General features: G+C 58.4%; 2 tRNA genes and 2 rRNA genes (1 of these 4 cut by a window edge). All 4 read left to right on the forward strand.

Annotated elements, in window-relative coordinates:
• The first annotated feature begins 215 nt into the window (after positions 1-215).
• Positions 216-1,688: ribosomal RNA gene (locus NW839_RS13530) — 16S ribosomal RNA — on the forward strand.
• A gap of 123 nt (positions 1,689-1,811) precedes the next feature.
• Positions 1,812-1,885 (forward strand) — tRNA-Ile (locus NW839_RS13535).
• An 89-nt stretch (positions 1,886-1,974) separates the two neighbouring features.
• Positions 1,975-2,050, forward strand: a tRNA-Ala gene (locus NW839_RS13540).
• A 233-nt stretch (positions 2,051-2,283) separates the two neighbouring features.
• A 23S ribosomal RNA gene (locus NW839_RS13545) occupies positions 2,284-2,500 on the forward strand (it continues 2,592 nt past the right edge of the window).
• Together the 16S and 23S rRNA genes with 2 tRNA genes alongside form the textbook arrangement of a ribosomal RNA operon.

Consider the following 2,500-nt stretch of genomic DNA (forward strand, 5'->3'; position numbering starts at 1 on the left):
AAAAACTTTGGGTTGGATATCTTGACGGGGTGGTGGGGGTGGGGATAGGGTAGTAAAGCGCCACAAGGCCACCCAGCCCCGGCGCCCCAGAACCTTGACAAGTAACTCGTTCAGTCAACCATCGCCAAGCAGCACAGCAGGCTCCCTGAGTCGGCTGGTGGCTGCATATTCAACCCTGTCAAGTTTCCATTTTTCCAGAGACAAGCTCTTGAATTGACACGGAGAGTTTGATCCTGGCTCAGGATGAACGCTGGCGGTATGCTTAACACATGCAAGTCGCACGGACACCTTCGGGTGTTAGTGGCGGACGGGTGAGTAACACGTAGGAATCTACCCTCAGGCGGGAGATAACAGCTGGAAACGGCTGCTAATACCCCATACAGGCGGAAGCTGAAAGGAGCAATCCACCTGAGGATGAGCCTGCGTCGGATTAGCTAGTTGGTGGGGTAATGGCCTACCAAGGCGACGATCCGTAGCGGGTCTGAGAGGATGGCCCGCCACACTGGGACTGAGACACGGCCCAGACTCCTACGGGAGGCAGCAGTGGGGAATTTTCCGCAATGGGCGCAAGCCTGACGGAGCAATACCGCGTGAGGGAGGAAGGCCCTTGGGTTGTAAACCTCTTTTCTGGGGGACGAAAACTGACGGTACCCCAGGAATAAGCCTCGGCTAACTCCGTGCCAGCAGCCGCGGTAAGACGGAGGAGGCAAGCGTTATCCGGAATTATTGGGCGTAAAGGGTACGTAGGCGGCTGGTCAAGTCTGGGGTCAAAGGCCACAGCTCAACTGTGGGAAGGCCCTGGAAACTGACCGGCTAGAGTGAGGTAGGGGTTGCGGGAATTCCCGGTGTAGCGGTGAAATGCGTAGAGATCGGGAAGAACACCTGAGGCGGAAGCGCGCAACTGGGCCTCAACTGACGCTGAGGTACGAAAGCTAGGGGAGCGAATGGGATTAGATACCCCAGTAGTCCTAGCCGTAAACGATGGACACTAGACGTTGGCCGTATCGACCCGGTCAGTGTCGGAGCTAACGCGTTAAGTGTCCCGCCTGGGGAGTACGCACGCAAGTGTGAAACTCAAAGGAATTGACGGGGGCCCGCACAAGCGGTGGAGCATGTGGTTTAATTCGATGCAACGCGAAGAACCTTACCAGGGCTTGACATGCCGCGAACCCTGCGGAAACGTGGGGGTGCCTTCGGGAGCGCGGACACAGGTGGTGCATGGCTGTCGTCAGCTCGTGTCGTGAGATGTTGGGTTAAGTCCCGCAACGAGCGCAACCCTTGTTCCTAGTTGCCAGCATTGAGTTGGGCACTCTAGGGAGACTGCCGGTGACAAACCGGAGGAAGGTGAGGATGACGTCAAGTCAGCATGCCCCTTACGCTCTGGGCTACACACGTGCTACAATGGCGCGGACAAAGGGTCGCGAGCGCGCGAGCGTGAGCCAATCCCAAAAACCGCGTCTCAGTTCAGATCGCAGGCTGCAACTCGCCTGCGTGAAGGCGGAATCGCTAGTAATCGCAGATCAGCATGCTGCGGTGAATACGTTCCCGGGCCTTGTACACACCGCCCGTCACACCATGGGAGCTGGCCATGCCCGAAGTCGGAGCACCCGCCGAAGGCAGGGCTGGTGACTGGGGTGAAGTCGTAACAAGGTAGCCGTACCGGAAGGTGCGGCTGGATCACCTCCTTTTAGGGAGACCTACCTTGGGGCATCTGAGGGGAGTTAGACCACCCTCAGGCCAGCAAAGGTTATCCCAGGTCGGTCGGGGTTGAAGGGATGGTTGACTGGGGTTCTGGAGGGGAACCGAGGGGAGGGCTATTAGCTCAGGTGGTTAGAGCGCACCCCTGATAAGGGTGAGGTCCCTGGTTCGAGTCCAGGATGGCCCACTGTTTGTCCTGGAGAAGGGAGAGCTAGCAAGCTAGAAGCGAGCTGGCCAAGCTGAGGGCAAAGCCAGAGGGTGGGTGCAGTCTGGATTGGGGGTATAGCTCAGCTGGTAGAGCGCTGCCTTTGCACGGCAGAAGTCAGCGGTTCGAGTCCGCTTACCTCCACCACTTTGGTGAGGAGCGGGGAAGGGGTTCTCCAGTTGGATAGGTTGACGACCGGGCTAGGGGTTTGGGTCCGAGCACAAGCCTCCAGCCGGGTTGAGCCGGCCAGCACTTTGAAAACTGCATAGCAAGAGAGCAGCATGCTTCTGGGTTGAGCCCTCCGAGCCTTGGCTCGGGGGAAGCAGCAGCAACCTGGGGGCATGAGGCAGGTAGAACACCAATGTTACGTGAGGTGAAAAGGTCAAGTCAGTTAAGGGCGCACGGTGGATACCTAGGCACGCAGAGGCGAGGAAGGGCGTGTTACCGACGAAACGCTGCGGGGAGCTGGACAAAAGCGGTGATCCGCAGGTTCCCGAATGGGGCAACCCGGCAAGGCGCAAGCCTTGTCACCTTTGGCTGAATCCATAGGCTAAAGGGGCGAACGCGGCGAACTGAAACATCTTAGTAGCCGCAGGA

The organism is Synechococcus sp. R5-15 (assembly GCF_047462035.1).
In the GTDB taxonomy this organism is placed as follows: Bacteria; Cyanobacteriota; Cyanobacteriia; order Thermostichales; family Thermostichaceae; genus Thermostichus.